This window comes from Nonomuraea sp. B12E4 (assembly GCF_039871825.1).
Taxonomy (GTDB): domain Bacteria; phylum Actinomycetota; class Actinomycetes; order Streptosporangiales; family Streptosporangiaceae; genus Nonomuraea.
Genome location: NZ_JBDPME010000051.1, coordinates 1 through 26,208, shown reverse-complemented (window position 1 = coordinate 26,208; position 26,208 = coordinate 1). Strand labels below are relative to the sequence as shown.

The window sequence follows — 26,208 nt, the reverse complement described above, 5'->3', positions numbered from 1 at the left end:
GGTCCTGGTGCTTGATGTGACGGGGAAGACCGGCCACCCGCACGGCCCATCGGCTCAGGCGCCCGCTCTACCGCGCTGCCCCGCAAGCTATCGCGCTGCCCCGCAAGCAAGACCGCCGTCTAATGCGACGACCAGCCCCAAAAGCGCGCCCCGCCCGGACCGAACACGCCCGCATCCGTCGGCCGCGACCGTTCCTCAACGCCAAGGACGGCCGTCTGCCGGACCGCTCAGAGGTACGCCTGGACACCGCCAAGCGTCTGCCGCTCGGTGGCAGTGCGAGTACTGCGCAGCCGGGCGGCCCGGAGTAGTTCACGATCGTGTCGTTGCCCGATGCGTTCGCGTGGGTGGTCAGGTGAAGTCGTCGTCGAAGGCGGCGTGGAGGGCGGCGGCGATCAGGGCGGGCAGGTCCGTGCGTCCGTCCTCCTGGGCCCAGCGCATCAGGGCGACGTGCATGGCGGCTAGGCAGGTACTGGCCGCGACCCAGGTGCGGAACTCCGCTTCGGGGTCCGGTGCGTCGCCGAGCAGGGCGTCGACGATGGCCTTCTGGGTGGCGAACTGGCCGTCCAGGTGGCGGGCGCGCAGGGCCGGCGTGTCGATCATCAACCGGAGGCGGGCGAGCAGCAGGTCCTTCTCGGGCGGCTCGCGCGTTGCCGGCGCGTCGTCGGTGGGCCCTGCGGCGGTACGGGTCGTTTCGACCAGGGCGCGGGTGGTTTCGACCAGGGTCCGCCCGATCCGGCGTACCAAGGGCTCGTCGGCCGGTCGGGCTGCGACCCGGGCGGCGATGAGGGGGTCGTACTGGTCGTGGAGCACCAGGTCTTCCTTGGTCGGGAAGTGCCGGTAGACGGTCATGGGGGAGACGCCGGAGGCCCGGGCGACGTGATCGACGGTGGTGGCGTCGTAGCCGTGTTCGATGAACAGCCGCATCGCGTGCGACTGGATCATGCGCTGGGTCTCCGTTCGTCGGCGTTCGCGCAGGTTTGGTCTTTCGCCATTCACGTGGGATACAGTACCGTGCTGGTAGTTACTAACAGATCGAGAGCTACTAACAGATTGAGGTGTGGAAATGAGCAGACTGACTGGCAGGATCGCCCTGGTGACCGGAGCCTCGCGCGGCATCGGGCGGGCCATCGCCCTGCGTCTGGCCGCTGACGGCGCGGAGATCGCCGTGCACTACGGCGGCAGCGAGCCGGGGGCGAACGAGACGGTCGCCATGATCGAGAAGGCGGGCGGGCGCGCCTTCGCCGTACGGGCCGAACTGGGCACGGCCGGGGACGTCGACACCCTGTTCGCCGGTCTGGAGCAGGGGCTGGCCGGGCGAGGGCTGGACATCCTGGTCAACAACGCCGCGGCCCTCCCGGCCGGGCCGATCGAGACGGACACGCCGGAGCAGTTCGACCGTCTCTTCGCGGTGAACGTCAAGGCGCCGTACTTCATCATCCAGCGGGCCCTCCCGCTGCTGCGCGACGGCGGCCGGATCATCACCCTGACCTCGGTCGCCGCCCGGATGGCCCTGCCCGGCCAGACCTCCTTCGCCATGGGCAAGGGCGCCCTGGAGACGATGACCCTGACCCTGGCAAGTGCGCTGGGCACCCGGGAGATCACGGTCAACGCCGTCGCTCCCGGCGCCACCAAAACCGACGTCAACGTGCCCGTCTTCGAGGCCCCGGGCATCGAGGAGCTCATCACCGGCCAGACCAGCCTCAACCGCCTCGGCCGGGCTGAAGACGTCGCAGACGCCGTCGCCTTCCTCGCCTCCGACGACGGCCGCTGGATCACCGGCCAGGTCCTCGACGCCAGCGGCGGCCTCCACCTCGGCGCCCGAAGCTGACCCACAGCCCCGCCACAGCCCCCGCCACTGCCCCGACAGCCGTTTCCGCCGGACGGATCCACCCTCAAGCCGCTGCGGAGCAGCACCATGCCCTGATCAGGAGTTACACCAGTGACCGTACAGAACCGGTTTCCGCGCGGTATCCGGAAGGCGACTGACCCGTGCTCTTCTTGAAGACCCGGCTGAGATAGAACGCGCTGCGATAGCCGCACTGTTCGGCGATGTTCTGCAGCGTGAAGTCGGTCCCGGTCAGCAGCTCGCGCGCTTTCCGCAACCTGACGCGGCGCAGGTAGTGAGCCGGTGTGACGCCTCGAACGTCGCGGAATCGTCGCGTGAGCAGCGAAGGGCTGACGCCCAGCATCCTGGCGAGGTCGCCGAGGGAGAGATCCGGCGAGGCGAAGTTCTCCAGAATGAAGGCGGTCGCCTCCCGCACCAGGGCGTCCTCATGCGTGCGTTTCCCGTGTACGGCGATGAGCACGTCGTTGACCACATGGGCCGTGACCATGTCGTCGTCCAGGTCTTCATGTGATTCGAGCAGCGAGAGGTTGGCGCGCAGCCGGTCGACGTCCGGCAACGAGCTGCCACCGATCGGCGGCCTCAGAGCGGTCAGGAATCGCGCGAAGAAGAACGACGTCGGCTCCTTCATCTCGCGCCGCAAGGTGCCGCCGGGCGGGCTGATGACCACATCGCCGAAACGCGCCTCACCACTGAGCCGGGTTCCGCCCACGTCATCGACTTCGTAAGAGAACGCTCCGGTCCAGGGCAGCAGCATGGACCAGCTCTCGTAGGTATCGGAACCGAGGCTGAAACTGGGCCGCTCCGGCACGACCACATACCCGTCAAGGCGAAAAATGTGCATGCCCCCGATCGAAACGGTCATTCCGCGGGCTGTTGCAGCCCGAGAAGATAAAAAAATGAGAGCTGATATTTGCGTCTACGGCGGAACGCCGGCAGGCTGCGTCGCCGCCGTCACGGCACATCAGGAGGGCGCATCCGTCATTCTCGTCGAGCCAGGTCGCTGGCTGGGCGGAATGCTGGGCGCGGGCATCAAACCACTGCAGGACTGCCCTGTTCCTGAGGCGGTGGGCGGTCTGACGAGCGAGGCCGTCTTCCGTTTCGGCACTCGGCCCCCGGACATCGTTCGCATGTTCCGGGAATGGGTCGCCGAAGCCGGTGTCACCGTCATTTACGAGCACCGCGTCACGGCGGTGACGCGACACGGCGACCGGATCAGCGCCATCCAGCTCGCGTCCGCGCCGCCCGACACATGGGGGGTTCCCGCGCCCGAAGCGGGAGACACCTTCAGCGTATCGGCGTCCGCTTTTATCGACACCTCTTATGAAGGCGACCTGATGGCTCTCGCGGGGGTGCCCTATCGGACCGGGCGCGAATCGCGCCAAGAGTTCGGGGAGGAGGTGGCCGGTGTCGGGCAAGTCACCAACTGGACGCCGATCGACCCCTTTGTTGTGCCGGGGGACAGCACCAGTGGGCTCGTCCCGCTCATCGACGAGGACCACGGACTGCCGGTCGGCTCGGCGGACGACTACACGCAGGCGTACAATTTCCGCTTCTACCTGACGACGGACCCGCGGCACAAGGCCGAGATCACCGCGCCGGACGACTATTCTCCCGGCCAGTTCGAGCTGGTCCGGCGATACATCAAGAGCGCTGCCAGTCTCCGCGACATCTTTCCCGGATGGCTCAACTCGGGCGAGTACAACTACCAGCGAGCCTCCCTCGTCACGAACGCTCCCCTCGGCGTGAGCCGCGACTACCAGGACGGCGACTGGAAGGCCCGGTCCCGGATCTGGCGCCACCACATCGACTATCTCCGCGGTCTGCACCATTTCCTCTCGACCCACCCCGAGGTGCCGGAGGAGTTCCGCCGGGAAACGGCCGCCTACGGCTTGGACTCCAGTCTCTTCCCGGACACCGGCGGATGGCCGCATCAGCTCTATGTGAGGGTGTCCCGGCGGCTCAAGGGCCGGTATACCCTCACCCACGCGGATGTGCTGAACCAGACCGACCCCTGCGATGCCATCGGGCTCGCGCTGTTCGGCGTGGATGTGTATCCCGCTCGGCGCATCCCTCATCGCGATCCCGAAACAGGGCGGCTCGGAGTGGCGACCGAGGGCGACATGTTCATCGGCGGACACATGGGAACGGGCCGGCCGTACCCCGTTCCCTATCGTGCCGTCACGCCGCACCGAAATGACTGCGGAAATCTGCTCGTGCCCGTGTGCCTGTCGGCGACTCACATCGCGTACGCGGCCACGCGCATGGAACCCGTCTTCTGCGTGCTCGCGGAATCGGCCGCCGTGGCCGCGGCGATGTCGATCCGGGATCAGGTCGCCGTTCAGGACATCGACACCGATCAGCTGCGGAAGCGCATCATCGAAAGGGGACAGATCATCTCCTGGCGGTGACCTTTGGCGTCAGCCCGGGTGCGCGGCACCACGTGATCAGGCACTGCTCCTCCCGGTGCGGACGTCGTCGGGCCATTCGAGCGTGACACCGAGGTCGTCATGAAGACGTTCCCGCAGGCGGCGCAGACTCGCGGGATCGGCCCGGAGTTCCGCTGGAGTCAGTAACGTCTCGGCGACCTGGGCCGCCAGCGCGCCGACCGCCTCACCGATGGACCATTCGACCGGATGCAACCGGTACGCGCCGTTGGAGACGTGGGTGGTGCCGATGTTCTTGTTCGCGGCGACGAGGTTGTCGACGTCGACCGGGATGAGGGCTCCGAGCGGGATCTGGAAAGGAAAGCAGTCGATGTCGACGTAGCCTCGGCCGGCCGTGCTGGGGTGCAGGTCGATGCGGTAGTGGCCGATGCCGACGCTGTCCTCGAACAAGGCGCTGCCCGCGCCGGCGCCGCGCATCTCCACCCCGATGTGCGCCTCGGTCACCTGGAACAAGGGGCGGATCCGTCGTGATTCGCGAACGTAGGGCTCCTTCGCCAGGCCGTCCGTGGTGCCCATGACATCGCCCCTGGGGCGCAGCTCGGGGTAGCCGGTGCCGCCGTCATGGCGAGGGGCCTCGGTCTGCATCCAGTGGACGAAGCCGAGCGTGAGGGAGCGTGCCTCCGTCAGCGCCTGTTCACGCTCCTGGGGGCTCACGCCGAGCAGGGGGCGCTCCCAGTAGTCGATCTGCGGCCAGTTCGCCAGCGTGATCTCGCCACCGGGGAAGTCCGGGTCGAGGTTGTGCCGCGACAGGATGCGACGGTAGTGCCACAGGTCGTCGGCCCCCGTACGGACTGCCTGCGCGGGGGAGTGGACGAACAGCGGCCGCCACCGCACCTCTCCCGAGTCGGGCACGATGTCCCTCCAGGACAGCTGCGGGCCGGGCCACCGGGGGTCGACGGTGTCGCGCCAGTGCTGGTAACCGGCGGGCCGATCGATCGTGTGGTCCTCGCCCGGGCGGTACTCGAGCGCCACGCACCAGGTGATCGCCTGCTGGTCCCGTGAGTCCGGCTCCAGCGGGGCGTGCAGCTCGCCGGTCTCCTTACGTGACTCCGCCCCGATCGTGTGGAGCATGCCCGCATGTTCAAGGAGATCGCCCTCCTCGGTCGCGTCGGCCACGAGGCGGGCGGTCACGTCCACGGTGCGGCCGTTCCGGTCGCGCAGTCGTACGCCGGTGATCTGCCGATCACGGCGGTCCACGCTCACCACCTCGTGCTCACGCAGTACGGTGATCGCGCCCGAGGCGAGGTGTGCGGACAGCAGCTCCTCGATCGCCAGGGCGGCCACCCTCGGCTCGTGGCACAGCGCCGACACGTTGCCCCGGCCCGGGTTCAGCCGAGGGTCCGCGGCTGCGTCCGACGTAAGCGGATAAAGGCGGCGATAGTGGGCGCGGATGGTCTCGCGCAGCTCGCGGTACGAGGCTGAGCCGAGTTCGCTCTCGATCCACCGGTGCTCATCCGGCGGAACCCCCTGCGTGGTCAGCTGGCCGCCGAGCCAGTCCGACCGCTCGGCGAGCACCACCCGCAGTCCGAGGCGGGCCGCGGTCAAGGCGGCGGCGACTCCCCCCAGCCCGCCTCCGACCACCAGAAGATCGATCATGACGCACTCCTTACCGCAGGACCGACGATCGTCCCCATCCGCGCGAACCACTCCTCGGCGAAGTCGAGGTCGGGCGCCCGTCCGGCAGGCAGGACGATCTCCGCCATCGCCGCGGGTTCAGCCGGCCGCTCACGCAACTGCGCGACCACCTCGGCCACCCGCGTCCCGATGGGTTTCGTCCGGCCTTCGGCGTCTATGAGGCCCAGGCCGTACTCGAGCTCGTCGAACCCCGTGAAGCGGCGGCTGATGTCGTGTGACGCCCACCAGGTCACGGCGGCGAGCCCGGGAATCGCGGCGGCTCGCCGCACCATCCGCTCGGCGAAGTCCTCCACGGTCACGTCCGTGAGCCAGAGGGGCGACACCCCGACCTCCTGGATCCATACCGGTTTGCCCGCGGAGGCGGCACGGGCGACCTGGGCGAGATAGTCGGGCACGGCCCAGGCGCGCTCCTCTCCGACCCTGGCCAGGGCACCGGTGAAGTACGGCCACGCGTGCACCGGGATGAGGTCGCACGCGTCGGCCAGGAACGCCCGGCCGATCGGGGCCTCGTCGTCCATCCACGGCACGTGGTCCACGCCTACGGTGACCGGCACGCGGGCCGCACGCGCGGCGCGCAGCATCCGCGCGGCCCATGGCTCGCCCTCGCCCGCCTTGAGGTGGCGCATGAGGACGTTGGGCTCGTTCGCGACGTCGACGCACCACAGCGCCGGGTGGCCTTCGACCGCACGCGCGACCTCGCCGACGAGGAGCTCCGCGGCGCTGACGGCCCCGGCGTCGGTGAACGGATCAGCGTCCTTCAGCCAGCAGGGCCGGAAGTCGAAGCCGCTCAGCCAGCCGTCCAGCACGGTCACGCAGACGTCCAGCCCGTTCTCGGCCGCACGGTCGAGCAGGTGGACGAGACGGCGCAGCGCGCGCGGCGACACCCACGACGGGCTGGGCTGGAACAGCGGCCACAGGCACTGCACGCGGACATGGTCGAACCCGAGCGCGGCGATCTGGTGGAGATCGTCGGCGAACGTGTCGTCGTCCTCCGCCCAGGCGTACCACCAGTTGTCCCGCGGCAGGTAGTTGACCCCGTAGCGTGCGTTCATGCCCGCGCCGCCTCCGCCAGGAGGGCGGCCTGCCGGGGCCATTGGGCGGCGGCCCCGCCTTCGTGGCCGTTATAGGCGTGCACGGTGATCTCCTTGGGACCTGCGTAGGCGTTGAACGCGGCGAAGACCGTGGACGGGGGGCAGATCTGGTCCATGAGAGCGACGGAGAACAGAGCCGGAGCGGTGGCCAGAGCGGCCAGGTTCACGCCGTCGAAATAGGAGAGCGTGTCGAACACCCGCTCAGTGCTCTCCCGGTGCACGCCGAGATAGCGCGCGATCTCCGCGTAGGGCTCGCGGTCGGTCAAGCCGACGGCCCGCTCGAAATGGCACAGGAAGGGCACGTCGGCGAAGACGGCCATGAGGCCCTCCGACAGGCCCGCGGCGGCTAGCGCGATGCCCCCTCCTTGGCTGCCGCCGGACACCGCCACACGGGCGGCGTCCACGGACGGATGCTCGCGCACCGCGTCCACCGCGCGGACGGCGTCGGTGAACAGCCGCCGGTAGTAGTACGTCTCGGGGTCCTCGATGCCACGGGTCATGGCGCCGTTCGCGGCGGGTCCTGAGCCGTGTGGATCCGGAGTGGTCCCGCCGGCCCCCCAGGTGGAGCCCTGGCCACGCGTGTCCATGACCAGGCACGCGTATCCGGCGGTGACCCACGGAAGGTACTCGTGCGGCAATCCGCGGCCCGCCCCGTACCCGAGGAACTGCACGACGGCCGGGTGAGGCCGGTCTCCGGGCGGCAGGAGCAGCCAGCCGGCGATCGGGTCGCCGGCGAATCCCGGGAAACGCACGTCGAGGACCCGGCAGCCGACGAGCGGCGTCTCGGCCGGGGTGAAGCGGGCCTCTCCGCCCGCCTTCCTGGCGTCGGCGATGGTCCGCCGCCAGAAGCCGGCGAAGTCGGCGGGAACCCTGACCTCCGGCCGGTATGCACGGAGTTGGTCGATGGGAAGGTCGAAATGAGGCATCGATGTCCTTCAGCCTTTGAGCGCGCCCGCGTTGCCTGCGGCCTGCAGGAACTGGCGCTGGAGTACCAGGAAAAGACCCACGGGGATGATGACCGAGATGAAGAGCGCGGCCATGAACTGGGAGAAGTCGATGGTGCTCTGCAGCCTCGGCAGCGCGACCGAGATCGGCTGGTCCTGCGGGTTCGGCAGGACCAGCAGCGGCCAGAGGAATTCCTTGTAGGAGGCGACGAGCGTCAGCAGGCTGACGACGCCGAGAATCGGCCGCGACATCGGCAGGACGATGGAAAGGAACATTCTGAAAGGCCCCGCTCCGTCGATCCGGGCCGCGTTGAACAGTTCGCGCGGGATGTTGGCGAAGAATCGCTGCATGAGCAGCACGTTGACGGCGTTGGCCGAGGACGGGAGCCACACCGCCCACATCGAACCCAGCAGGCTGCCGTGCACGAGCGGGACGTCGATGACGGTCAGATAGAGCGCCACGAGCGAGATCACACCGGGAATGAACAGGGTGGCGAGGATCGCCGCGAACACGGCCTTGGCATACTTCGGCCGGAGAACGGCCAGGCCATAGCCGCCGGTCGTCGCGACCAGCAGCCCCAGGAACAGCGACCCGGCCATGAGTTCGAGCGTGTTCCAGAAGTACCGGCCGAAGTCGACGCGCGTCCACACCTGGACGAACGCGTCCCAGTGGATGCCGCTGGGCCAGAGCGAGAACGGCGACGACAATGTCTCGGCAGTGGTCGACGTAGCGGCCTTGAACAGCCAGAACAGCGGACCGGCGCAGAGGATCACCAGGCCGGCCAGGACGACCGCTCCGATCACCCCGACGGCGACGCGGACGCCGGGCCTACGTCGATCGAGAAAAGAGAGAATGCCACGCTCGTCGGTCATGACGTGCTCCAGCCTCTGGTCGCCCTGAGATACACAGCGGAAAGGGCCGCGAGAACGAGTGCCAGCAGGATGCTCAAGGCGGTGGCCCGGCCGTAGTCGCCAGAGATGAACGCGTAACGATAGATGAGCATCAAGACCGTGACGGTCCGGTTCTCCGGGCCGCCGTTCGTCATGATGTACGGCTCGGTGAAGACCTGGAACGTGCCGATGACCTGCAGCAGGAACATCACGAGCAGGACCGTGCGCATCTGCGGAAGCGTGATGTGCCAGAACCGGCGCAGTGCCCCCGCACCGTCGCTCTCGGCCGCGTCGTACAACGCGGTCTGGATGCCCATCAGCGTCGCCAGATAGATGATCGTCGCGGTGCCGAACGACGCCCACGTCGCCTGCAGCACGATCGACGGCATGGCCAGATCGCCGTTGTTCAGCCAGGGAACCGGGCCAAGGTGGAACCAGCCGAGAATCGAGTTGAACACTCCCTGCGGACTGGGGTCGAAGAACGCCTTCCACAGCAGCACGGCGACGACCGGAGGGAAGATGACCGGCACGTAGACCAAGATGGATGCGAGCTTCCGCGCGCGCCGCAGTTCGGCGATGAACACCGCCAGAAGCACCGGCACCGGGAATCCGATCACGAAGGCCAGTACCGAGAACCACAGCGTGTTGGACGCCGCGGTCAGCAGCAGAGGGTCCTTCAGGACGCGGGCGAAGTTGTCCAGCCCGACCCACTCGGAGGTGAGAAAGTTCGTCCGCTGCAGGCTGAGCAGCAGTGAGCGAAGGATCGGCCACCACGAGAACAGCCCGAAGGATACGAGCACCGGAATAAAGAAGATCAACGTCGAGAGCCCGCCGCCGCGCACCCAGCGCGAAAACCCCTGCCTGGGGGAGCTTGCGTCCGTCATCGTTCGAAAGCGCCTTTCTGGACTGTCGTCCCCGCCGCTTCGGCAAGAGCGGTGGGGAACGACGGCTCAGCCCGCGTCAATGGCGGACTGGACCTTCTTCTGAGCGTCATCGAGCAGAGCGGTGATATCGGCGTCCTTTCGCGTCAGCACCGCCTGCACGACGTTGTCGAGGATTCCGTAGGTCTCCTGCGCCTTGGCCGCCGGTTCGGGCACGAGCGGCAGGGTCTTGGCCGAGTCGAAGTAGGCCGTGAAGTGCTCGCGGGGGACGTTGATGTAGTCCTTCACCCAGGTCAGATACCGGTCGGTGGTGGCCTGGTCGAAGAGCGGGAGCACCGGTGCGCCCACCGGCAGCTCGTCGGCGGCGCTGGCCTTGGCGAGCGTGACGGCGGCCTGCTGGTCGCTGTACCTGTTGAACTCGGCGTAGTCGATCCACTTGAGCGCGGCTTTGATCTCCTCCGCCGTGGCCCGCGGGTTGATGATGGCCACAGAGCCGCCGCCCAGGGTGCCGAGCGCGCCGGGCGCCTGCGGCAGCGGGGCGAGGCCGAAGTCATCCGGCTTCATACCCAGGGACTGGACCACCCGCGTGTACGTGTCGGCGCCCTGCACGATCATGCCGACCTTGCCGCTGGCCAGCGCGTTCGTGATGTCCTCGTACCCGATGAGGAAGTCGGAGCCGAAGGCGTCGTCCTCCCAGCGCACGGCGCGGTAGAAATCGAGCGCGCGCCGGATGGCGTCGTTGTTGACGGTGGCCTGCTTGCCGTCGTCGGACTGGATCTTGCTCCCGTAGGCGTAACTCATGGCCGTGAGCACCCAGCCCCCGGTGTTGTCCTTGGTCATGGCGCCGAATCCCGCCACGCCGGTCTTGGCGTGGATGGTCTTCGCGGCGGCCCGCACCTCGTCCCAGGTCTTCGGCGGCGCGTCGGGGTCGAGGCCGGCCTTGGTGAACAGGGCCCGGTTGTACAGCAAGCCCATGCTGTACGCCTGGACGGGAACGCCGAAGATGTGGTTCTCCGGGCCGGTGGCGACCTTCAGGATCGACGGGTTCATGCGCTTGACGTTGGACCCGGCGCCGATGTGGCCGGTGATGTCGGCGGCCTGCTGCCGGGCGATGATGCCCTGCATCTCGGTGAAGGGCACGTAGAACACCGTGGGGAGTTTCCCGCCGGCGACGAGCGCCTGGAAGGTGTTCACGTCGAACAACGATTCGTCGCCGGTGACCTTGATGCCGGGGTTGGCCTTGGAGAACTCGGAGATCTTCCGCTGGAACGCTTTGAGCAGGCCGGGGTTCTCCTGCGTGGGCTGACCTGCGACGGTGATGGACACGGAACCGGGCTTCGACGTGCTCTCGGTGCCGCCACAGCCCGAGACGAGAGCGAGCGCCGCGGCACTGACACTGAGGGCGGCAGCGAACTTCCGGACATCGGTGGGGGGCATGGGTCTCCTCAGGATGTGGTACTGGTGTGTCGGAAAGCTGCGGTCAGGGGGCGATGAGTCCACCGTCCAGTCCTCGTACGCGGGCGGCCCAGGCATCGTGGCCCGACAGCCCGGCGGGGAAGCGGGCGGCGGCGGATTCGTCGAGGTCGATCCCCCAGCCGGGGCTTTCGTTCGGGCGCAGCCAGCCGCGCTCGATTCGCAGGGTACCCGGGAACACCTCGTGCACGGCTTCGCTGTACAGGTGTCCTTCCTGGATGCCGAACGCCGGGCTCGTCACGTCCAGCGCGACGTTGGCGGCGGCACCGATGGGCGAGGTGTCGCCTGGACCGTGCCAGGCCGTGCGGACGCCGACGAGCTCGGCCGCCGCCGCGATCTTGCGTGCGGCCGTCAGCCCGCCGATGTCCGACACATGTGAGCGGATGAAGTCCACGCCACCGCCCAGGACCAGGCGCGCGGCGTCCGTCACCGACGTCGTCAGCTCACCGACCGCGATCGGCACGGGTGAGGCGGCGCGTACCTCTGGTAACCGGTCCCAGTGCTCGGGGGCTATGACGTCCTCGAGGAAGAAGAGCCGGTAGGGCTCCAGGGCGCGCGCGAGGACGACCGCCTGCTTGGGGGTCAGCCGCGAGTGGACGTCGTGCAGCAACTCGATGTCGTCGCCCAGGCGCTCGCGGGCGGCGGCGAACAGCTCCGTCGTCCGCCGCAGGTACTCCGGCACGCGCCAGCCACCCGGATACGGCGCGAACTTGTCGGAGATGCCGGTCGTCATCGGAGCGCCGTAGGTGCCGGGGCCCGACTGGCCGACCTGGAGCCTGATGTGCCGCAGGCCGGCCTCGCGCAGGTGTTCGGCCTGGTCAAGGGTCTCGGCGATGGTGGCACCCGCCGCGTGCAGGTACGTGTCGGCGGCGGCGCGCACCTTGCCGCCCAGCAGCTCGTGAACCGGCCTTCCCGCTCGCTTGCCGGCGATGTCCCACAATGCCTGGTCGAGTCCGGAGATCGCGTTGTTGCCCACCGGGCCTTCGCGCCAATATCCGGAGAAACGGGCCAGCCGTACCAGGTCCTCGATATCGCCGGGGTAGCGGCCGAGGACGAGCCGGGCGAGATGGTCCTCGACGTACGAGGCGACCGCGCGCCACCGCTGGGTGTAGGTGGCGCAGCCCAGCCCGTAGAGCCCGTCGTCGCTGGTGGTCACCTTGACGACGAGCAGCGGGATGCCTTCGGGGGCGGTGACGATGGCCCGGACGCCCGTGATGCGCACGTCGTCGGGCGCGTCCCACGGCTGGTCGAATGCGGTCATGCCGAGGTCTCCAAGCAGATCGGGTCGCCCAGCCGGTGCTGGGGCGTCCAGCCGAGGACGCGGCGGGCGGCGGAGGTGTCGATCGGGGCGGTGCGGCCGGGGAAGTCCCTGCGACGCTCGCTCGCCGGGGCGAAGCGGTCGAGCAGCAGGTCGGTCGGCTCCTCGACGAGAGTGTCCGCCGCGGCCAGCAACAGGGTGTGCATCCCGGTGATCGGTCGCGTCAGCCCGCGCAGCACCGCGTCCAGCGCGTCCGCCATCGCCAGGTACGCCCAGCCTTCCCGGGCGAGACGTTCCAGCTCGTCCGGGTTGTCACGCAGGCGCGCGGCGAACGCCCGCAGCTCGGGCAGATCTCGTACGAGGGGGAAGCGCAGCGCGATCACCGTGATGCCCCAGCGGCTGTACGCCCAGGCTGCGGTCTGCTCGTCGACCCACTTGGACAGGGAGTAGGCATCGTCATGGGCGACCGGTGACAATTCGTCGAGCGGATAGTAGGCGGGGGTGAGGGCGTGCCGGTTGAAGGGCACGCCGAAGGCGTTGATCGAGCTGGCGATCACCGCACGGCGCACGCCGGCCTCGCCGGCGAGGTTGAGCACGGTGAAGGTGGCCGAGGTGTTGCCCACGAACACCTCACGAGCCGTTCCCAGGCCCGGATGCGGTATCGCGGCAAGGTGCACGATGGCGTCCACGTCCTTGAGCGCCCGTCGGACCAGGCTCTCGTCGGCGGCGTCGCCGGTGAACACCCGGTCGGCCTGCGACGGGGTCGACCAGGCGGCCGAGAGCGCCGTCACGGAGATGCCCGCGGTCAGCAGCGCTTCCACGACCGGCCGGCCGATGGTGCCGTCGGCACCGGTCACCAGCACGCGCGTGAGCTTCACGGGCGGGGCGGTATTAGTCAAGTGTAGTCCTCGGAGAATTGGTGCGAAACCGCTTTCGCTAGCAGACCACAAGATCTCAGAGCGTGTCAATCGCCGCGCTACCAGCCGATTCGCCGGTCTTTCAGGGCCGTCCCAAGTCCTGGGACGGCCCTTCTACCGGGCCGGGGCGCTCACCGGCGACAGCGCGGTGGCCTTCACCCTGACCGTGCCCGGAGCGGCCGCCATCAGGCGCAACGGCCGGAACTTCGAGGGGTCCTTCGACTCGGCCACGCCCTTGCCCCACGTGCTCCAGCCGCGCCGGCCGGAACCGTCGTTCTCGTTGACGGCGACGGTCGCCGCGAGGACCCTGTCGGCCGCGTTCACCCCGATCGCGCTGAACGGGACGGACAACTCGTACGTGGTCGTCTTCGCGGCCTCGTCCCGCGTGACCGCCGACGTCATTCCCTCGGTCGTGGTGTTCGCCGGCAGCCAGCGCGCGAGGTCCACCGGGCCGGCGCCGGTCAGGGCCGTGCCGATCTCGTTGACCGGTTCCGCGGCCTCGCCCGGCCAGCCCGGTGTCACCCCGAGCTGGACGCTGTCGCCCTGCCAGATGTTCGTGGAGCGCGCGGGCTGGGCGTGCGCGTTGTCGGTGATCACGGCGCTCACGTACAGGCGTTCGGTGTCGTGGGTGAGCCAGAGCCGGCCGCTGTGATCGTCGTCGCCCGCCCAGCCGGTGATGACCTGCTCGGCCGCCCCGAGCGGCTGCGCGGGAAGGACGGACACGGACTCGTCGAGCTTGCCGTCCACGTGCACGGGGCGGAACGGCACCTCGACCGGTTTCACGTCGGCGAGTGTCCCGTGCGCGGTGGCGGTCGCGTCGCCGGTGGCCGTGGCCGACCAGGCGCCCGGCTCGGACGCCGGTACGTCCGCGGTGACGGTGTCGTTCCCGGCGACGGTCGTGCCGGGCAGGGATCGGCCGCTCGACGAGCCCACTGTCCAGTCGATGCCGTCGAGTTCGACCGGTTCCGCGCCACGGTTCACGAGCGTGAGCCTGAGCAGGTCGGCGCCGGTGGCGTCGAGCGCGTGCGCACCGGTGAGCCCGAGCCGGGCCACCACGTCGGCGCTCGTGGTGAGCAGCCCGATCGTACGCTCGCCCTCGCGGACCTCGGCGGTCCAGGTACGCGTCCCCACGCCCGCCGCCGGCACCGTGACGGCCACGGACCTGGTCTCACCCGCGGGGACCTGGGCCGGCGTCGTGCCGGTGCCGGTGCGCAGGGACACGTCCAGCGCCCGGTCCCCCGCGGTGACCGTCCACGTCGCCGGAGGCGCCAGGTTCTCGATGGCCTTGCCGGCCGTGAGCGAGTACGGCGACTGCGGGGACACCACCCCCAGAGCTCCGGTGAGGTACACCGGGTCCTGGCCGACCGCCACGTGGACCAGGCCGCCGGCGTCGGGCTGCAGCGTCGTCCGTGCGCCGTAGAGACCGGTCACCGTGACGTCACCCGCCGCCTTGACGCTCCAGGTCTCCGGCTTCAGTGACCACAGGGCCTGCACACGGGTCGTGGCGGGCTCGCCCGGGCGGGGGCCGAACTCCACCCCGTACCGGCCGGCGCCCAGGTCCAGCACCTGCCGGACGGCGCGGTCGTCGATCTGACGGGTCAGGATGCCCTGCGCGACGAAGGACGGCTTCGGGGTGTACGCGCCGCGGGGGTCGTCCTCGTTCCTGATCATGCCGAAGCGGTGCTCGGGTTCCCTCGGGTCGGTGCCGTCGTCCTTGAAGTCGTAGACGGTGTAGCGCCCGATCCCCTTGCCGACGGCCAGCAGTTCCGCCCGGGACAGGTCGCGGGCCTGCGACTTCTCGTCGGCGCCGAGCGGCGTGTCGGAGGTGTGCCAGCCGTGCTCGCTGAGCCAGATCGGCATGTCGCGGTGCCCGGCGGCGTCGAGCTTGGCGCGGATCACGCCGACGTGGTTCATGAACGCCTCAGGCTCCGCGGCGAAGTCGTACGGATGCGTGGTGAACGCGTCGATGTCATCCAGGCCGCCCGCGGCGATGAACCTGTCCACCCAGGCCGACCAGTCGTCCATCGGAGCCAGCGCCGGGCCGGCGAGCTTCACGTCAGGGTGAGCCGCGCGGACCCGCTCGGCGGTCGTCTTCAGCAGCGCCGCGTAGTTCTCCGCGGTCGCGCCGGCCGGCCCGGTCCTGTCGCGCAGGTTCCACTCGTTCCACACCTCGTAGAACGTGTCGTCCGTACCGAAGGTAGCGACCGAGACGTCGGCGTAGTTCGCGAACCCGTCACGCCCGGCCTGCGTGGCCGGGGCCTCACCCTCGTGGTAGAGGCCGTTCCCGTACGCGAGGATGTCGAAGAACTTGAGGTTGTTCTGCGACAGCGCGGCGGTGTACGCGTCCACCCTGGCCGGGAAGTCGATCGTGCCCTTGACCTTCTCCGCCTGGGCCCAATACGCCTCGTCCCTGGCGAAGCCGATCCCCGCCCTGGCGAGCAGCGGGATCGTGTCAGGGGACCACGCCTGCCCGTAGTGCGTCGCGGCTCCGATGCGCTCCTCGCGGGCGTCGGACGCGGGCAGCACCGACACGTCGGTGCCGCCCGCGACGCGGCGGCCGTCGGGCTGCACGGCCACGAGGTCGACCGCGTACCAGCCGGTGGGCAGTTTGCCGAGCGTCAGCTTGCCGCCCAGCTCCGAGGTGTCCCGCCTGCCGGAGGCCACCACGGCGTTGCCGGCGTCGCGTACGGTCCACTCCAGGGACCTGGCCGCGGTCCGGAAGCCGAACGACACCTCGTCCCCGGTGCTGAACGCGTTACCGGTCGCCACCGGGACGACCGCGAGATCGGGCACCGGGCCCTGCGCGGTCACGTCGTCCACGTCGATCGTCGCGGCCGGGCCGTTGACCAGCCGGAACGCGTCGACCAGGAGCGACATCTGCTTGACCGGGCCGTGCCAGACGCCGTCGTTCGCACCGCCCCAGTGGAGGTACTCCCTGCCACCCGCGAAGTCGCTCACGGTGAGGTTCTGCCACTGCGATCCGGGAGTGAGCGGGAGGGTCTGCTGGTGCGCCTGCCCGGTGCTGTCGACCATCCGCAGGACGACGCCGTTGAGCTGGGTGCTGCGCAGGGCGAAGGTCAGCGAGCGAGCATCGACCGAGGAGACGCCGCGGGCCAGCTCCGCGGTCCCGCTGGGTGCGTTCACCTGCAGGCGCGCGGCGCCGATGCCGCTCGCCGGCGCGTCCGAGGTCACGCTCAGCGCCACGGTCGCGCCGCCGCTGGTCGCCGTGAACCATGGGGTGACGCCGTTCTCGAAGTCCCCGAGTACGACGTCGCCCGGCACGGCCTGGGCCGGCGCGGCAGGCGCGATGAGTGCCGTCACGGCCACGGCGATCGCGACGAACGTTCTCCGTAAGGGGCTTCCGGTCAATCGGCGGGCGGGGGTGCGGCCCATCGACATGCTCGCTCTCCTCGTCTCTGGGGTGCGAAACCGATTTCGCATTGGGCGCAGTGTGAGCGGCGGCTGAGGCCGCTGTCAAGGTCTGGCCCGCGTTCCGGTGTCGGCGAGGCCATTGACCCTCCTTCGGTACAATCGCCCAGTGCCGTCCAACCGCAAGGGCAGTGTTCGGCTGAGCGATGTGGCAGCGATTGCCGGAGTGTCGCTCTCGACTGCCTCGAAAGTGCTCAACGGAACGGACCGGATTTCCGAGGCGACGCGTGCGCGGGTGCTCGCCGTCGCCGAGCGTCTCGACTTCAGGCCGAACGCGCTCGCGCGCTCCTTCGCGCTGGGCCGCAGCCGCACCATCGGTGTGCTCACCCATCGCGCGGCGAGCACGTTCTCCGGCCCCGTCGTCATCGGCGCGGTCGTGCAACTGGGCAAGCTCCAGCAAGCCGCTCTCGTCTTCGACGAAGACGTTCTCGTCCATCGTGAGATAACCGAAAGCATCCGCCAGTTCCAGGCCCGCCAAATCGACGGGCTTCTCGTCGTCGGCGACGGCCACGAACGCCGGTCACCGTCGATCACCCACCATTTCACCGTGCCGGTGACCTACGCTTTCGGCGCCTCCGACCACCCGGAAGACGTCGTCTATCTGCCCGACAACGAAGGCGCGGGAGCCCTCGCCACCCGCCATTTGCTCGAACGCGGCCGCACGCATATCGCCCACCTCACCGGCAACCCGTCGAGCATCGCCGTGGACCTGCGAGAACGCGGCATGCTCACCGCCCTGAAGGAGGCCGGTCTCCGCCCCGCCGCCCCGACCCGTTACGGCTCCTGGATCGAGGACTCCGGCGAGCAGGCCATGCGCGAACTGCTGGACTCCGGCGCGAAAGTCGACGCGGTTTTCTGCGGCAATGACCATATCGCCCGCGGCGTGCTCACCGTCTGCGCGGCCAAAGGCATACGCGTACCTGATGACGTGGCCATTGTGGGCGTGGACAACTGGGAGGGAATAATCGTCGACCAGGGCGTCCGCCGGCTGACGACAATCGACCTCGAACTCAGAACCCTGGGACAACTGGCCGCCGCCGACGTCCTCGCCGCCGACCGCACCCCGGGGGAACATCACGTCCCCCCCACCCTCGTACTCGGCCCATCTTCCTGACCACGATGAGGTACGGCGGGTCTCCCACCGCCGACGCGATGTCCCACGCCCACACGCCGGGACGTCAACGGCGTCCAGCCCTGACAGGGGCCGCTCACCTCCCATTTCAGCGCCCTTCAGCCTTCGGGGCTATGATGCCCGCTTCCGGTGTTGGTTCCTGTACGAAGCGTGGGTTTATGGCTCTGTTGTGGCTGATCATCATTGTTCTGATGATCGCCCTCGTCACGTCCGCGATCAGTCCTGAGTTCGGTCAGAAGCTGTTCGTCTGGAGGCGTCTTCCCCTCGGCTCCGCCCGGTTGTGGTCGATCACGGCGCTGGTCGTCCTGGCCGCAGGGATGTTCTTGTACCGGGACGCGGTCACCTACGACCCCGCGTGGCGCCTGGCCGAAGAGCAGCGGGAGGAGGCCGCGGAGCAGGCGGAGCGCGACGAGGAGACCGAAAAACTGATCAAGAGCGGCGACGCGCGAGAGCTCGGCGTCGAGCCCGGCTCGGACGAGCACACCGGCCACATCATCGGCTACAGCGCCGACGACTACACGGGGGACGTGCGCGTCATCTTCAAGATTTCGACGTGCTCGCCTCTCCTGCAGAAAAAGTCCGACGAGAACGGGACCCAGATCAGGGTGCGCATCGTGGAGAACCTCCAGTGCCCGGATGACCTGGCCGACGTGTCCCTGCCCGCGATCAGCCCTCTCCAGCTCGACGCACCGCTCAGCGGCCGGCGGGTCACCACCTGGGACGGCACCGAGATCCCCAGGTGTGAGGCCGACCCGGAGCGCGCGAAAGCCTGCGACGTGGTCGCCCTGGAACGCGCTTCGAGGATCAGGAACGGCGAAGTTCGCGAGCTCGGGCTGAAGCCCAAGTCGGATCGGCTCTCCGGGCGCATCATCGGCTACCGGCTCTACGTTGACAGTTTCGGCAGGGCCGACGAGCGCCGCCTGATGATCGTCTATATGGAGTCGCCGTGCGCTCGCCGCGGTGACGAGGTGGTCGAGGAGAAGGCTCGCGAGGTGACGGTGAGCCTCTTCGAGGAGCCGATGTCTGGCGCTGGTCCACGTCTTACCGAAAAGTGCACGAACCGCTACCAATACCCGGTCATTCCGGGACAAGCGGGCTTCACTCTCGACGAACCGCTCGGCGACCGGCGGCTGGTTGTCGCGGGCGGGGACGAGATCCCCGCCTGCGAGGCCGATCCGCGACGGAAGCGGCAGTGCGACGCCGCCGGATGAGGTGGGAGCTTCATGACGCACTCCGACAGTGATCGCGACGAGGCCCTTTCCGGACAGTCAGCGGAGCGCCGGGCGGCGGGCATGCGCTGGGGTTGGTTCGGCGCGGGGGTCGTGATCGCCGGTGTGGCGGTGGCCGGGTGGGGTCACGCCCTGCGCTGGTCCTTGGTCGAGGAGCCGTCGAACGGGCTGAACGTCATGCTCCTCCTGACAGCAGGGTTGCTGCTGGCGCCGATGTTCGCGGTGATCAGGCTCGTTCGCATGGCCGCCCCTCCCGACGGGAACCCGCGTCCCATCCCGGACGCGGTGCACGGTGTACACGCGCGGGTCGTCCTGGCGGTGCTGGTCGTGTGCCCGTTCGCCCTGTACGGCCTGGTCCGCCTGCAACGCGGCTTCATGGGCGGGCTGCCCGAGCCCGGCGATGTCCTGTTCGGTCTCGGCATGACGTTCGCCGCGGCCGGGCTGGTCGTGCTGGGCAAGGGCGCGGCCGGCCTGACCACCCGGTCCCTGACGAGCCTGTGCGCGGGGCTGCTCACCGTGGTGGCCGTGGCGCAGACGGGTCTGCTGGCCGCCGAGACGCTGCCGATCGAGGCCACCACCGCGGTGGCCACCGATCCCTCCTGGACGGGCCCAGGTCCCGCCCCTGAGAACTCCGCTCCCGCCTCGGTGAGCAAGGTCGCCTGGCAGTGGCGCCCGCCGGACGGCGGTACGGTCCTGCAGTCGGTGGCCGCGGGCGGGCACGTGGTCGTGCGCGTGTTCGACGGCGTGGTGGCCCTGGACTCCGTCACGGGCCGTGAACGCTGGCACTACCGCCGTCCCGGCGCGGCGGCCCTGCAGCTCCTGGCCGCGCCGGACGGCGACATGGTGGCGGTGGAGTTCGGAAGGGAGAGCGAGAACCAGAAGGTCAGGGACCGGACGGTGCTGCTGGACGCGCACACCGGCGGGGTCCTCTCCGAGCAGGCCCGCGGGCTGTACCCGGACGCCGCCATGACCTCGTACGGCTTCGTCACGGCCGACGCCGACGACGAGACGGTGGTCGGCTGGGATCTGCGGGACATCGGGGAGGCCGCCTGGTCGTATCGCCTGCCCAGGGAATGCGACGCCGGCTCCTCGACCTCCTTTCGGCCAGGGCCCTGGCATGTGAACCTTCGTAACGTGATCGCCCTGCCGGTGTTCTGCCACCAGAGCGTAGCGGTGATCGCCCTGAACCCCCGGAGCGGGGACGAGGTGTGGCGCTATGAGTGGCCGTGGCCCCACGACAGACCCGACATCGTATCCGAGCGCGCGCAGGACGGGAGCGCCCTGTGGCTGCGTTTCAGGGACGGCAGTAAGGCCTCCAAGGAGGTGGTCCTGGCGCAGGAGCACGGGGAGGAACTGGGCTCCACCGACTGGTCCGTGAACGCGCCGGCGGCGTTCAGCACGGATGGCTACCTGACCAGGTCGTTCGTGAGCGATTGGGAGAGGTACCGTTGGACGCCGTACAGCGGCGGTGAGTCGAAGTTGGCCGAGCCGGCGCTGGGGAGCATGGCCGAGTCGGCGCTGGAAATTTTCGAGGCGCTACGCCTCGAAGACGGCCTGCTCATGGCGCGGGCGGCTTTCAAGACGGTCAAGGCGGACACGGTGACCATCGAGATCAGCATGGTCGGCTGGGGCGCGACCCGACCGACGAACATCTCCTTCGACCTGGGCTACCACCGGACCGGCTCTCATTGGCGGGACCTGCAACTGCTGCCGGTCTCGGGAGCGGTCGTGGTCGCCTTCCGCGGCGGCACCACGGTCGTCGGCCTCACCTGAAGTCGCCCAGGTCTACGGGCGAAACCCGGATGGATCCGTCCATTGGGCCGGCAGGAGGCTATGCGGCGATGCCGACGGTGGCGGGGATGCCGATCAGGGAGGAGACGGTGCCGAAGGCGAGCGGCCCCAGCGCGGAGCCGGTGAACAGTCCGCCCCTGGATCGCGGCGGCGGCGCGGGCGCTTTGGCTGGGGAGCAGGCGCATGGCCGCGCGAAAGGCTGCCAAAGACGGCAGGTCCGGCGTGAAGCCGACCTAGTCAGGCCGCGCCACAGCCGAGTGGGTGCCGCACGAACTCTGGATGGGCGTCGCCGAGATCGATGCTGTTCTCATCAAGAGCGTTGGCGATATGGAAGCGGCCCGTGTCGAAGACGAACTCCACGGCGAGGGTGCCGGCCGCCACGTCGCGACGCGATGGCCGCCACTCGAGTAGAGCCACCTCGCGCAGTTCCTGGCCGATGAACGGCTCAAGCCGCTCGTCGGCGCCGGACCACGCCGGAGTCAGCTCGAACCACTCCCAGCCGGTGATCGCAGCCGTCGTGTCGATGGTGTTCCAGCTGATCGACAGCTCATCGAACTTCGAGTGGCTGATCTCTACTTGGACGCCGTCGAAGTCCAGGACGACGGGGCATTCGGCATACCAGTCCCCGTCCTCGATGAAACGCACGATCGCGAAGCCAGTCAGACGCCGACCACCAAGCGCGGCCAGGCCCGGTCCGCGTTCGTCGCGGATGGCTTCAAGTCCGACAAGAAAGGTCGGCTCGAAGCCGGAGATACCCATCACGACAGACGATTGTCCAGGTTCATCGCGAAACCGGCCAGTCGATATTCACCGCCCAGCCGTGGTGCCACGCTTGACAGATCAGATTCCACATAATCTGCGACTACCTGGCCGAGGAGGAACTGCGGCCGCCGCCAGCGGATTGGCGAGGAGCCGGCCGCGGATGTCCACGACCGTCCCCCGGCGTTGATCCGCCGTACCGGCGGCACTCGTGGACCCCGCTCAAGCCAGAACCCGCGGTACTTCTCGGCATCCGACGGCAACGATCTTTCACCCAGCCCTCGTTGCCACCGGGAAGCCGCACGGCGTGTCACGAGAATTCGGCAACAGATCGGCACCGAGCTGGGGTCGCCGGACGCGGTGCGACAGCTCACCGGAGGGCATGGAATCCGCTCAGTCGCAAAACTCCCGAAGCCATGAAATCCTTCAAATCGCAAATCCGGCAGAGGGCACACAATTGCTCAGTCCGCAAATCCGGCCGAGGGCATATCGTCCGTTCGACCGCAACAGTTTTGACAAGAATTTCTAAACTTGACAGTGTCGTGGAGTTTTCTTATGGTCGTGCGGGTTCCCCGTCGATCGATATCCGAAGGTGTTCATGACCGCGCCTCCGACGCTGCCGAAGTTCAGGCAGCAGTTGATTCTTGCCGTTCTCATGGTGTGTTCGCTGCTGATTTGGCTGGACAACACCGTCCTCAGTATCACCCTGGAGACCCTTGCCGATCCGGTCCGTGGACTGGGTGCCGGCCCGGCCGAGCTGCAATGGGCCACAGGCGCATACACCCTGGTCTTCGCGACCTTGATGTTCACCGCTGGCGCACTGGGCGACAGCTTCGGCCACCGGAATGTGCTCGCCATCGGCTTGGTGATCTTTGCCGGGGCCTCGATCTGGGCGGCGTACGCAGGCGATGCAGGCCAGCTGATCGCCGCCCGGGCCGCGATGGGAGTCGGCGCCGCACTGATCATGCCCGCCAACTTCGCCATCCTGCTGTGGACCTTCACCGGCCCCGGGCGGGCAACCGCGATCGCCATTTCCTCGACATCCACCGGTGTCGGAATGGCAGCGGGCCCGGTGTTGGCGGGACTTCTGCTCAGCCATTTCTGGTGGGGTTCGGTCTTTCTGGTCAACGTCCCCATTGTCGTGGTGGCGTTGGCTGGGATCGTCCTGTTGGTCCCCAATTTCCGCAGCCCCACCGTGCGACCGCTGGACCCGGCTGGGATATTGCTGTCGATCAGCGGACTCGCGGCGTTGACCTACGGCCTGATTCGCGCGGGGCAGGTGGACGACTGGAGTCGTCCGGACGTCTGGGCGCCGATCGCGGTGGGGCTTGTCCTGCTGGTCGCTTTCGTGCTCGTCGAATTGAGAACCAAGGAGCCAAGTTTCGATCCCCGGCTGCTTGCGCAGCGGGTGTTCGGTGGTGGCAACGCGGCCATGGCGTTGCTGCTCTTTTCGGTGGCTGCCGTCACTTTCTACAACGCGTTCTACCTGCAGGGTGCGTTGGGCTATTCGCCGATGAAGGCCGGCTTGGCCAATATTCCGACCGCGGTCGGCGCTGTCGTAGGGGCGCCTCTGGGCGCACGTCTGGTTCGCCGATGGTCGCTGCGCCCTGTCGCCGTGCCTGCGCTCACTGTGGCGGCGTTCAGCATGGGCGCGGTCGGATTTCTCGATCTGCACACCCCGCTCGTCTGGATCGAGATCCTGTTGCTGGCGCAGGGCCTTTCCGTCGGCATGGTGCTGGCCCCGGTGACCGGAGCACTGATCAGCGGCCTGCCGCTGGAACGGTCCGGTGCCGGGTCGGCCGTCACCAACACGGCGCGGCAGGCCGGCAGTGTGATCGGGATTGCGGTGGGCGGCACGATCATGTCGATCGCATATCGAGGCGCGATCGAACCCTCGCTGAGCGATGTCCCGGAGGCGCTACGGGATAGCGCCCGGGTTTCCGCGGAACAGGCTCGGCATGTCGCCGCCGCGCTCGACCGGCCCGCTCTTGCGCAGGCCGCCGATCATGCGTTCATCCACGCCATGCACGTCGGCGCGGTCTGGATCATGATCATCGCACTCTTCGCGGTAGCCGTGCTGGTGTACGCCTTGCGTCCGGTCGGAAGCCTCAGGGGGTCGGCACAGAAACCTGACGATGGCCGCGGAAGTAGCCGCTCCGCGACTGGGGCCGTCCCCCGTGCCGGGACCGACAACCAATCCACGTATTCGGGCGCTGACATTGACAGCCACTGACGCAATGGGAATCGGGTAGAAGCGTCCGGGTGTCCTGCTTGATAGTCAAGCCGCGTACCCGCTCGACCATCATATGTTCGCGTTGTGGACCTGGTCTGGGCATCATCGTGCAGTGGGGGATGCCCCACCGCATGGTGATACCCAGAGCGTTGCCTTGGTGTCCCGACAGCGGCGGGTTCAAGGTGTCCGACGTCGGCTGCGCGCTGATCGAGCCGGACAAGGTGGCCGGCGTACGAAGGAGACCGGCCCTGCAGCGCTCGGGACTAGCCGAGACGGCGCGGTGAGCACGACTCGGTCGGTGGGGTGAAGATCGGGCCGGTGCACGTGACGACGCGGCGGCAACCTGATGTCGTGGGGCCACGATCTCAACATCCTTGCTGCGATCGTCCCGGCTGAGCAGGACCTGCAACTGCAGGACGCGGAGTATCGCGACTGTCACTTGGTGATGAGCCGGTGTGCCAGCTGGATCAGGGGCACGGTCTTGTCGCTGTCGTAGTTGCCGAGGACCACCGACACGCAGTCCAGATCGGCATAGACGTTGTAGCAGGCGCCCGTGCCCGGACCACCACCAGTGTGGCCGAAGATGCGCTGGGAGTTGAAGATGCTGGTCGCGAACCCGTACCCGTACAGCGAGCACTGCTCCAGCGAGTCCGGCTCCGCCTTGTCATCCGCCTTGTCAGAGGCGACATCCGGTACCTTGCCACTGGTGGCCAGGTCGGCGAACGAGTGCCTGAGCAGCCTGCCGTCCTCCCGCAACGCCATCACGAAATTCAGCAGTTCGCGAGCGGTGGAGAAAGAGCCGCCGGCGGGCATGCCGACGAACGAGAAGTTCGGACTCGCCGTGAAGTCGATTTCCTTACCGGTCTTCCGGTCGATCGTGTAGTTGTGGGCGATGTCCTTCGCGGCCAGCACCTGCGGCTTGGTGTAGAAACCCGTACGCTCCATGCCGGCTGGCTTGAACACGTGCTCACGCACGTACTTGTAGTAGTTCTGCCCGGACACCTCCTGCACGATCGCGCCGAGCACGATGAAGCCGTCATTGCTGTATCGCCACTCGGTACCCGGGGTGAACCGCAGCTTCTGAGCGCGGATGGCCTTCAGGGAGCCCTCCCACACCTCCTCGACCGTGTCCCATTCCGGCTTGGTGGGCGGGCCGTTCGGCGGCCTGCCCACCCCCGACGTGTGAGTCAGCAGCTGGTGGACGGTCACATTTTCGGCCACCTCCGACGGGAACCCGTCCAGGTAAGTGCCCAGCTTCTCGTGGAGGGCCACCTTGCGCTGCTGAACCAACTGCAGCAATGCGGTGGCGGTGAAGCATTTGCCGATCGATCCGAGATGGAAGAGGGTATCGGTCCGATTGGGAATGGACTTGGCCTTGTCGGCCATTCCGAAAGCCCGCTCCAGGACGGGTTTACCGCGGTAGGCCACCATCAGGGTGCCGGAGAACTCACCGGCGGCGGCCCGTTGGGCGACGAACTGGTCGTACTCACCGCCGGGCCGCATTCCCTTGGGGACCTGGCCGCGCCGGGCGGACTCAGCGGACGCGAAGCCCTGACCCGCCACCAGGGTGCCGGCTGCCGCGACCGGCGCGGCTCCCAGTAGCCCCAGCACGGACCGCCGGGATGCGAATGGTGTTGGACCTTCCATGAAGCTGTCTCCTCGTAGGCAACGAAGCCGGGATTGGGGTGACCTCCACCCGCACGATGCACATCCAATACGGCCACGCGTTTCCTACGCGTTTCCGCCCGTCACAGGCCCGCGGTCCGAGGCGTGTGTGACGGGGCCTTGAGGCAAGGGGTCCAGGTGAACGGGGCGCGGGGCTGGGCTGAAGGGCCCTCGCCCGGCGATGCTGGCCAGTCGTGAACGCGGCCAGGCCGCCGAACACAAACCTCACCCGACTCGCCGCCGCTAAGCTCTGCGCGGTGTGCTGTTCTGCGGCTTCTGCGACCGCCGGATGCAGGGCAACCGGAACAACAACCAGGCCGACTACCGCTGCCGATGCCAGGCGAGTACGGTTTCCAGATGTTCGCGGTCATGGTCCGGTCCGGCGAACCCACGCTGATGCCCGCCCCGAGACCGCTGCCCCGCCCGGGAGGTGGTCGGCTGCGCGGGCGGAACCGCTTCATCGAATGAGGTTTTCTCTGCGACTTTCACATGATCCGTCCGTGCTCGAAGTGGGTGAGAACCAGCGCTGCTCGGGCCACATCGCCAATTCGTGAGGGGCTGAGCGTCAAATGCTGAAGGGTGCGCCAGCG

General features: G+C 68.4%; 20 protein-coding genes. 7 read left to right on the top strand and 13 right to left on the bottom strand.

The window, feature by feature from the left end:
• Positions 1-348 precede the first annotated feature (348 nt).
• The gene (locus tag ABGB18_RS47415) at positions 349-942 is read right to left on the bottom strand and encodes a helix-turn-helix domain-containing protein (protein WP_347702306.1); all 594 of its coding nucleotides are present in this window, start codon (positions 940-942) and stop codon (positions 349-351) included.
• A gap of 121 nt (positions 943-1,063) precedes the next feature.
• Between ABGB18_RS47415 and ABGB18_RS47410 the strand changes: the two genes are divergently transcribed.
• Positions 1,064-1,828 carry an SDR family oxidoreductase gene (locus ABGB18_RS47410; RefSeq protein WP_347702305.1) on the top strand — a complete coding sequence of 255 codons (765 nt, stop codon included), beginning with the start codon at positions 1,064-1,066 and terminating at the stop codon, positions 1,826-1,828.
• Positions 1,829-1,931: 103 nt separating this feature from the next.
• Here the strand turns inward: ABGB18_RS47410 and ABGB18_RS47405 are convergent, their stop codons facing one another.
• Positions 1,932-2,708, bottom strand: coding sequence for a helix-turn-helix transcriptional regulator (locus ABGB18_RS47405; protein ID WP_347702304.1), 777 nt, complete (start codon positions 2,706-2,708; stop codon positions 1,932-1,934).
• Between ABGB18_RS47405 and ABGB18_RS47400 the strand changes: the two genes are divergently transcribed.
• On the top strand, positions 2,686-4,254 hold the full coding sequence (locus ABGB18_RS47400) for an FAD-dependent oxidoreductase (protein ID WP_347702303.1): 1,569 nt from the start codon (positions 2,686-2,688) through the stop codon (positions 4,252-4,254). The genes ABGB18_RS47405 and ABGB18_RS47400 overlap by 23 nt on opposite strands.
• A gap of 36 nt (positions 4,255-4,290) precedes the next feature.
• Here ABGB18_RS47400 and ABGB18_RS47395 read toward each other — a convergent pair whose 3' ends face one another.
• The 9 genes from ABGB18_RS47395 to ABGB18_RS47355 all read right to left on the bottom strand — a co-directional run bounded on the left by ABGB18_RS47395 (position 4,291) and on the right by ABGB18_RS47355 (position 16,779).
• A complete protein-coding gene (locus ABGB18_RS47395; RefSeq protein WP_347702302.1) occupies positions 4,291-5,886 on the bottom strand; it encodes an FAD-dependent oxidoreductase in 1,596 nt (531 codons plus the stop codon).
• The gene (locus ABGB18_RS47390) at positions 5,883-6,977 is read right to left on the bottom strand and encodes a cellulase family glycosylhydrolase (RefSeq protein ID WP_347702301.1); all 1,095 of its coding nucleotides are present in this window, start codon (positions 6,975-6,977) and stop codon (positions 5,883-5,885) included. The genes ABGB18_RS47395 and ABGB18_RS47390 overlap by 4 nt, the downstream gene beginning before the upstream one ends.
• Positions 6,974-7,942: an acetylxylan esterase gene (locus tag ABGB18_RS47385; protein WP_347702300.1), complete on the bottom strand. Its 969-nt coding sequence runs from the start codon at positions 7,940-7,942 to the stop codon at positions 6,974-6,976. The genes ABGB18_RS47390 and ABGB18_RS47385 overlap by 4 nt, the downstream gene beginning before the upstream one ends.
• A 9-nt stretch (positions 7,943-7,951) precedes the next feature.
• Positions 7,952-8,833 carry a carbohydrate ABC transporter permease gene (locus ABGB18_RS47380; RefSeq protein ID WP_347702299.1) on the bottom strand — a complete coding sequence of 294 codons (882 nt, stop codon included), beginning with the start codon at positions 8,831-8,833 and terminating at the stop codon, positions 7,952-7,954.
• On the bottom strand, positions 8,830-9,693 hold the full coding sequence (locus tag ABGB18_RS47375) for a sugar ABC transporter permease (protein WP_347702298.1): 864 nt from the start codon (positions 9,691-9,693) through the stop codon (positions 8,830-8,832). Before ABGB18_RS47375 ends, ABGB18_RS47380 begins: the two co-directional genes overlap by 4 nt.
• A gap of 108 nt (positions 9,694-9,801) precedes the next feature.
• Positions 9,802-11,169 carry an extracellular solute-binding protein gene (locus ABGB18_RS47370; RefSeq protein ID WP_347702297.1) on the bottom strand — a complete coding sequence of 456 codons (1,368 nt, stop codon included), beginning with the start codon at positions 11,167-11,169 and terminating at the stop codon, positions 9,802-9,804.
• Between the two features lie 43 nt (positions 11,170-11,212).
• Entirely contained in the window at positions 11,213-12,466 is a 1,254-nt protein-coding gene (locus tag ABGB18_RS47365) for an enolase C-terminal domain-like protein (RefSeq protein ID WP_347702296.1), read from the bottom strand.
• The gene (locus tag ABGB18_RS47360) at positions 12,463-13,341 is read right to left on the bottom strand and encodes an NAD(P)-dependent oxidoreductase (protein WP_347702295.1); all 879 of its coding nucleotides are present in this window, start codon (positions 13,339-13,341) and stop codon (positions 12,463-12,465) included. The genes ABGB18_RS47365 and ABGB18_RS47360 overlap by 4 nt, the downstream gene beginning before the upstream one ends.
• Positions 13,342-13,494: 153 nt before the next feature.
• Positions 13,495-16,779 (bottom strand): sugar-binding protein, encoded by a 3,285-nt coding sequence (locus ABGB18_RS47355; RefSeq protein ID WP_347702294.1) that lies wholly within the window; start codon positions 16,777-16,779, stop codon positions 13,495-13,497.
• A 139-nt stretch (positions 16,780-16,918) separates the two neighbouring features.
• Between ABGB18_RS47355 and ABGB18_RS47350 the strand changes: the two genes are divergently transcribed.
• The 3 genes from ABGB18_RS47350 (at position 16,919) to ABGB18_RS47340 (ending at position 20,943) form a co-directional block, all read left to right on the top strand.
• Positions 16,919-17,923, top strand: a complete 1,005-nt coding sequence (locus ABGB18_RS47350; protein ID WP_347702293.1) for a LacI family DNA-binding transcriptional regulator — start codon at positions 16,919-16,921, stop codon at positions 17,921-17,923.
• A 209-nt stretch (positions 17,924-18,132) separates the two neighbouring features.
• The gene (locus tag ABGB18_RS47345; RefSeq protein ID WP_347702292.1) at positions 18,133-19,152 is read left to right on the top strand and encodes a hypothetical protein; all 1,020 of its coding nucleotides are present in this window, start codon (positions 18,133-18,135) and stop codon (positions 19,150-19,152) included.
• A 12-nt stretch (positions 19,153-19,164) separates the two neighbouring features.
• Positions 19,165-20,943 (top strand): hypothetical protein, encoded by a 1,779-nt coding sequence (locus ABGB18_RS47340; protein WP_347702291.1) that lies wholly within the window; start codon positions 19,165-19,167, stop codon positions 20,941-20,943.
• Positions 20,944-21,198: 255 nt separating this feature from the next.
• Here the strand turns inward: ABGB18_RS47340 and ABGB18_RS47335 are convergent, their stop codons facing one another.
• Complete coding sequence (locus ABGB18_RS47335) at positions 21,199-21,723, bottom strand: hypothetical protein (protein WP_347702290.1); 525 nt, start codon at positions 21,721-21,723, stop codon at positions 21,199-21,201.
• A 595-nt stretch (positions 21,724-22,318) separates the two neighbouring features.
• On the opposite strand from ABGB18_RS47335, the gene ABGB18_RS47330 reads away from it, so the two are divergent.
• Both ABGB18_RS47330 and ABGB18_RS47325 read left to right on the top strand, forming a co-directional pair.
• Positions 22,319-23,953, top strand: coding sequence for an MFS transporter (locus tag ABGB18_RS47330; protein ID WP_347702289.1), 1,635 nt, complete (start codon positions 22,319-22,321; stop codon positions 23,951-23,953).
• A 131-nt stretch (positions 23,954-24,084) separates the two neighbouring features.
• Entirely contained in the window at positions 24,085-24,237 is a 153-nt protein-coding gene (locus ABGB18_RS47325; protein WP_347702288.1) for a hypothetical protein, read from the top strand.
• A 151-nt stretch (positions 24,238-24,388) separates the two neighbouring features.
• Here the strand turns inward: ABGB18_RS47325 and ABGB18_RS47320 are convergent, their stop codons facing one another.
• The gene (locus ABGB18_RS47320; RefSeq protein WP_347702287.1) at positions 24,389-25,564 is read right to left on the bottom strand and encodes a serine hydrolase domain-containing protein; all 1,176 of its coding nucleotides are present in this window, start codon (positions 25,562-25,564) and stop codon (positions 24,389-24,391) included.
• Between the last annotated feature and the right edge of the window lie 644 nt (positions 25,565-26,208).

What these genes read in the sequence shown, in the direction of transcription:
- ABGB18_RS47405 (WP_347702304.1), bottom strand. Translation starts at nt 2,708, where the DNA reads ATGACCGTTTCGATCGGGGGCATGCACATTTTTCGCCTTGACGGGTAT.
- ABGB18_RS47395 (WP_347702302.1), bottom strand. Translation starts at nt 5,886, where the DNA reads ATGATCGATCTTCTGGTGGTCGGAGGCGGGCTGGGGGGAGTCGCCGCC.
- ABGB18_RS47385 (WP_347702300.1), bottom strand. Translation starts at nt 7,942, where the DNA reads ATGCCTCATTTCGACCTTCCCATCGACCAACTCCGTGCATACCGGCCG.
- ABGB18_RS47380 (WP_347702299.1), bottom strand. Translation starts at nt 8,833, where the DNA reads ATGACCGACGAGCGTGGCATTCTCTCTTTTCTCGATCGACGTAGGCCC.
- ABGB18_RS47345 (WP_347702292.1), top strand. Translation starts at nt 18,133, where the DNA reads ATGATCGCCCTCGTCACGTCCGCGATCAGTCCTGAGTTCGGTCAGAAG.
- ABGB18_RS47355 (WP_347702294.1), bottom strand. Translation starts at nt 16,779, where the DNA reads ATGTCGATGGGCCGCACCCCCGCCCGCCGATTGACCGGAAGCCCCTTA.
- ABGB18_RS47325 (WP_347702288.1), top strand. Translation starts at nt 24,085, where the DNA reads ATGGTGATACCCAGAGCGTTGCCTTGGTGTCCCGACAGCGGCGGGTTC.
- ABGB18_RS47330 (WP_347702289.1), top strand. Translation starts at nt 22,319, where the DNA reads ATGACCGCGCCTCCGACGCTGCCGAAGTTCAGGCAGCAGTTGATTCTT.
- ABGB18_RS47415 (WP_347702306.1), bottom strand. Translation starts at nt 942, where the DNA reads ATGATCCAGTCGCACGCGATGCGGCTGTTCATCGAACACGGCTACGAC.
- ABGB18_RS47340 (WP_347702291.1), top strand. Translation starts at nt 19,165, where the DNA reads ATGACGCACTCCGACAGTGATCGCGACGAGGCCCTTTCCGGACAGTCA.
- ABGB18_RS47400 (WP_347702303.1), top strand. Translation starts at nt 2,686, where the DNA reads ATGCCCCCGATCGAAACGGTCATTCCGCGGGCTGTTGCAGCCCGAGAA.
- ABGB18_RS47370 (WP_347702297.1), bottom strand. Translation starts at nt 11,169, where the DNA reads ATGCCCCCCACCGATGTCCGGAAGTTCGCTGCCGCCCTCAGTGTCAGT.
- ABGB18_RS47365 (WP_347702296.1), bottom strand. Translation starts at nt 12,466, where the DNA reads ATGACCGCATTCGACCAGCCGTGGGACGCGCCCGACGACGTGCGCATC.
- ABGB18_RS47390 (WP_347702301.1), bottom strand. Translation starts at nt 6,977, where the DNA reads ATGAACGCACGCTACGGGGTCAACTACCTGCCGCGGGACAACTGGTGG.
- ABGB18_RS47410 (WP_347702305.1), top strand. Translation starts at nt 1,064, where the DNA reads ATGAGCAGACTGACTGGCAGGATCGCCCTGGTGACCGGAGCCTCGCGC.